The organism is Clostridiales bacterium (assembly GCA_014799665.1).
In the GTDB taxonomy this organism is placed as follows: domain Bacteria; phylum Bacillota; class Clostridia; order Christensenellales; family Pumilibacteraceae; genus Anaerocaecibacter.
The window spans coordinates 1-5450 of sequence record JAAVHP010000001.1; the positions used below are offsets into that span (position 1 = coordinate 1).

The window sequence follows — 5450 nt, forward strand, 5'->3', positions numbered from 1 at the left end:
CAGACATTTATGGAGATGGCAAACCTTTCTGATACATTATCTCTCAGAAGGCTCTTTGAGAGTCTTGAACTTCTGACAGAAGAAGGGATTGCTAAAAATGCGACTGCTCTATTCTTTGGCCGAGAGCCAGAACGCAAATTTCCTCATGCCGTTATAAGATGTCTCCGCTTCAAGGGGCTTGATAAGGTACATATCATAGATGATAAAACGTTTGGTGGCCCTTTGTATCAGCAATATCTTAACGCGCTTTCATGGATTGAGAGTAAACTTGAAGTAGAGTATATCATTAAAGGAACAGGCCCTCGTCAGGAAATATGGGAAATTCCTCTTGATGTCTTCAAGGAGTCCATCATGAACGCTATTTGTCATCGAGATCTATATGAAGAAGGGGGAACGATTATGGTAGAGATTTATGATGACCGGGTTGAAATATCCAATCCCGGAGGATTATTACCTGTTGTTGCCGCAGACTTTGGACAAAAGAGTATGAGTAGAAATCCGCTTATATTCGGACTCTTTACCAGAATGCACGTTGTCGAGAAAGTTGGTTCTGGCGTTCCCCGTATGCGTAGGCTGATGAAAGACGCCGGATTGCCGGAACCCAAATTCAGTACTCAAGGCATCTTTACGGTTACGTTCATGAAGCGAGTGATGGCTAAGAGTGTCAATAGTGGCACATTAAATGGCACATTAAATGGCACATTAAATGGTACAGAACAATTAGTGCTGGAACAAATAAGGACTACTCCTGGTGTCTCAGCGAATGAATTGATTCAACGTACAAACAAAAGCATTAGAACCATACGTAGAATAGTAAAAAGCCTTATAGATAAGGGTTTGATAGAGTATCGTGGTGCTAAGAAAACCGGAGGGTACTATATAAATGATTGATAATAATCGATAAAGAATTAACTAATTTTATGAATACCTTTGAACGTTGGCTTGATAATAATTGCGATAACTTGAGCGATAATGCCGTAGGACTATTTAGAGATTCTCTTCGCTGTTTTAAAAATAACATCACTCGTCCGGCATACTTATTGGCATATCAAGGGATGTTACTAACTCTTAGGAATAAAATTCTTATGGGTAAAAAGCCTAACGGATTTATGGAGCAGGAATGGGAAAATATCTGCAAGGAAATAAGATCCGATGGAATTTGGGATGAGCGAACATATGATAGGGTCGTACAAAGAGCTAAGGCCGATGGCTCAAAACCTGCGATATTGAATATGTCTCAATTTGTTAGAGATCAATTTCAATATTGGAGAAAATTGAGAAATGTATGCGCCCATTATAAAGAGTTTGATTTCAAATTAGCGCATGTTCTTACCTTATACGCTTTTATCTCCTCATACTTGATGAAAATAAGTATTGAAGGAGGTGCAGCTTCGCTATTAGCTGAGTTTAAGGATTATTGTGACCCATCAAAATATTCACCTACGACTTCTCTGAATCCTCTTATTTCAAAAATTTCAGACATGGTGGATGAGGAAGAAACGGAGGGCTTTATAGATTCTGTTGTGCATATCGTCGCAAGGTCTCATAATAGAAATTCCAATGAATTTCTAAAAACTCTTTTATTCTTGGATGGGGATAGTAATAGGAATGTTCGTGAGGCTGCATATAATTTCATTACATCAGATATTGAGCGTCGAAATAGTTTTATAGAAATAAACCCTGAATTAGTTGGGTTCCTACTTACAACTCCAGTGGATGTCCGAGAATATTGGAGGAAGTTTCTTAGGTATTCTCCGTACGCACATAAAATTGCGACCTCTCTAATTGAAAGTGGCTTAGTCCCAACAGAGGAGATTGACGAACTATTTGAGAAACTACTTGTGGGGGGATATGAATCAAATAGAAATTTAGACAATGTAGATAAAAAAGCGTTAGGTATATTAGAGCGGAATGGATATTTTGATTTATTCTTTAAATATTATGTAGACGAGTCTCATATAAAAAGAAGTTGTCAGGATGTTTGCTATAAGACAAATTTTTATATGAGTCACTTGCAGTATTTGAAGTTGGATATAGAGCTTATCAAGAAAATAATTGATTTGTTCTCTGAATTACCTTATCCTTATACGCTTAGAGATCGAGTTCGCGATGAGTTATGGGCTGATGATGGGTTCAAAAATAATTTTATTACAATAGCAAAAGAGAACGGAATTGCTATTCCTGAGAATTTTCTGCAATAAAATTTGATGAACTTCCAAAGGTCATCATTTATGAGGAATCATGTCGTAAAAATGTCATCAATGTAAAAATGAGTCAATAAAGATTGGCGATATTCAAGATTGGATAAAACTATATAAAGAAGTAAAGCCCCCGATAATCTAAGTGCAGATTATCGGGAGTGGTGTTTATGCTGTTGTTATCTGTATGTCGGAGGGTAGTTGTCTTAGGAAGAAAAGTCTGGCATATCCCGTAAATCCTTTGTAAATTCAGTTATGTCCAACAGGTCATATAGTAATTCCTGGCGGTATTCTCTTGAAATGTTTATTTCATCCAACTATCTCAATATTTTAATTCAAAATTCGCGTAATAAGTCAGTAAAGCTATATAAACCTATATTTTATTATTTCTATGGAATATGAGTTCACCCACGGTTTTTCTATCGGTCCAATAATGTCCTTCTAATTTGGTATTATTATCAACAATATTTAAACGAGCTGCGCCATAATGTATAGGGCTATGATTGCGATGTGTGATGGATGGCTGATTATAATAAGAATATATTACTTCATTTTCATCTCGCGATTCATCAATATTAAATGACGCAGAACAACTTCGACTGATACTCTCATCTGTTGTTATAGTAAATTGGATGTGAAAAAGAGATTGTCGAATAATTAATTTTATAGTCTTTTCGCCTTCCTGACCTTTCCAATTATATCTTAAAATGCCGTCCCATTCTCCACCCAGGTATGGGATTGGAATAATAAATCTAAAGATTTTACATCTCCACAAGCGCTTAATGAATATGGTAAATAAGAGTAACGATAAAGTTACAGTTTTACCAAGAGCATTCCATATTTCGGTAAGGGTAATATTNTTCCATGGGAATAAGAAAAGAATGAATAGTACAATCACGACTATGACTGCACACCACACTATACTTCGATAATTTACTTGTACCATTTTAGTTGTATTGCAAGAAGATCCACAGATTATACATAAACTCCCNGACATCTTTATGGGTCCACTTGTGTCCATACATTAGATAAAGACATTCTGATGGTTCTACCCATCCTTTCCAGGCCTCACTATCATCAGAACACCCATTCCAGAAATAANATATGAAATCGCGTATAATTGTGTTCCAGTCGTAGGACGAATACGATAATAGATATTTTGCATTGGGATAATTATAAACAAGTCCCTCGATAAGGAAAGATGTGACATTATCATTTTTGTAATGGCTTGAATCCTCCATCTTTCTTTTTAAATTCTTAATAATCCTTACCAGACGCTTGTATCTACGTAGGGTGATATTGTTTTTNTGCTTGCCGTTATTTAAGTGTTGTTTGGGATAATTGATGACACGTTGATTATCGTCCGAGAATAAAAGTACCCCCTCTTTATTAGTACCCCATCTATCTGTAAATCTCAAATATCTCCAAGTTGGAACTACATCGATTTCAGCTCGATACGAGTTCCCATTTACATGAATGCATTTATTTTTCCTTACAACATCTACACTACCAAAATATTGGACGAGCATTTTTTCAATGTCATTCTTAAATGATTGATAACTATATTGGGGTGGATTATTTAATCCTAATTCTTGACGTGTTACATTTACAGGCAAATCAAAATAGTATGCCGATGTATAGCATACATTTATATCAATATCGCTATTATTTCGGATATTGGTATTGTTTGCGTATGACCCTTGTCCAAATACCTCATAGGCGTTTGAACTTAGTATTGTAGAGTTGCTTAACGCTTTGAGAATAGCATTTCGAGCATTTTCCATTTTTGCCTCTTCGGTGTCACTGGCCGGACGAGACATGGCCATAAGTTGTTCGTGAGAATATCGTGCCATAATTCATAATTAAAGTTTTAAAAGTGACTATCAAAAATCGTGCCAAAACAGCTGAATATGATATGTTGTCCCATGGTAGTNGATGAATTGAATTGTCATTAATATGTAAATAATCCGACAAAACGGCATCAGCCCCGGTAATCACAGTGTGGATTATCGGGGCTTGTGTGTAATNGTGTCATCTGTATGGGGGATGNTAGTTTTCNTTGAGGTATTCCTCAATCTCNNGGTCNGCATATAGGATTTTACCACCGAGGGAATAATATCCGAAAANGCCTTTGATACGATAGTTGGATAGTGTGGAGCGACTGATTCTTAATCTTCGGGCAAGTTCGGCATCTGAAAGAAATCTCTTGCCATCGAAGAGTGGTCTGGCACATTCAGCCAATTCCCGTGCATATTCCTTTATCTCCGATAGAACACCGAGTATTTTCTGACGGTCTTCTCTTGAAATGCTTACTTCATCCATCGCTCTCAATATTATAGTGGAGTATGCGTCCTATTTCAGAAGCAGGGTAATAGACTTTCCCTTCAATGACAGAGTAGCCTATCTTCCCCTCCATCCGTAACGCAGTCATACCTCGTTGGGAACGTCTGAGTATTTCCTGAGCCGATATGTTGTCTATCCACTCCTGTCGTTCACTTCTTGAAAGGCGATTAACGGCCAAGACAAGAACAGAACGGCAATCGGCAAGAGCGGATAGCATAGCGTCGAAAACGCTACGTTCAATTCTAATGTATTCCATAATTGGGTGGGTTTAGTGGGTGATGGTTTCGAGAGAAAGCATTCCTGTGATATTCCGGACTATCAGTGGTGCAGACTATTCTTCTCAGGGGTAACACGATTAACCGCCGGATGAGCGTGAAGTGTCGCCTTTTTTGCTTTTTCAACACGGCTTAGATTAAAATAGTTCTTTGATTTATAGTAGTTGCCCAATACTCCACGCACTTTCCCCAACATTCCCCAACATTGAAATTTGCGTTAAACAAAGACCGATATTCCGATTGTTTTTAAGTCAAACCGCCACCGAAAGCGAAGCCGAAAACGGTTCTCATCAGTCAGACTGACGCGCGACATCTACAATGAGAATTCTAATCGGATTCAATGGGTCATCCTCAAAGGAAATACATGGTTCCTTGATGGTTCCCTACACACCGGACCATTCCTGAAGGAATACCCTCCGAAAGTCTGTAAACGGTTTATCCCTGAAAAAATAAGAATAATTCATCAAGGATTCCAATTCATGCAACGGATTGGTACAGGGAATCATACACTCTGTTTTATCCCGACAGGAGTATATGTAACTATTCAGCGAAAGGCAAAGGCATGATGAGTCGCCCCGTCAGTTTAGACGAGAGCCAATAGAGCACCAAGAGGGGATTGACCGTTTTTCCATGC

Annotated in this window: 5 protein-coding genes; 2 read left to right on the top strand and 3 right to left on the bottom strand. The window is 37.9% G+C overall.

Going from position 1 to position 5450, the window contains the following annotated elements; translation table 11 throughout:
• Together HDT28_00005 and HDT28_00010 are read left to right on the top strand one after the other, a co-directional pair.
• Positions 1-891: winged helix-turn-helix transcriptional regulator (locus tag HDT28_00005; GenBank protein ID MBD5130970.1), on the top strand; the 891-nt coding region annotated here is incomplete at its 5' end.
• Positions 892-920: 29 nt separating this feature from the next.
• Positions 921-2201, top strand: coding sequence for a hypothetical protein (locus HDT28_00010; protein MBD5130971.1), 1281 nt, complete (start codon positions 921-923; stop codon positions 2199-2201).
• 370 nt (positions 2202-2571) lie between these two features.
• Here HDT28_00010 and HDT28_00015 read toward each other — a convergent pair whose 3' ends face one another.
• The 3 genes from HDT28_00015 to HDT28_00025 all read right to left on the bottom strand — a co-directional run bounded on the left by HDT28_00015 (position 2572) and on the right by HDT28_00025 (position 4520).
• Positions 2572-3144, bottom strand: coding sequence for a hypothetical protein (locus HDT28_00015; protein ID MBD5130972.1), 573 nt, complete (start codon positions 3142-3144; stop codon positions 2572-2574).
• A gap of 1 nt (position 3145) precedes the next feature.
• On the bottom strand, positions 3146-4051 hold the full coding sequence (locus HDT28_00020) for a nucleotidyltransferase (protein MBD5130973.1): 906 nt from the start codon (positions 4049-4051) through the stop codon (positions 3146-3148).
• Between the two features lie 178 nt (positions 4052-4229).
• The gene (locus tag HDT28_00025; GenBank protein MBD5130974.1) at positions 4230-4520 is read right to left on the bottom strand and encodes a helix-turn-helix domain-containing protein; all 291 of its coding nucleotides are present in this window, start codon (positions 4518-4520) and stop codon (positions 4230-4232) included.
• Between the last annotated feature and the right edge of the window lie 930 nt (positions 4521-5450).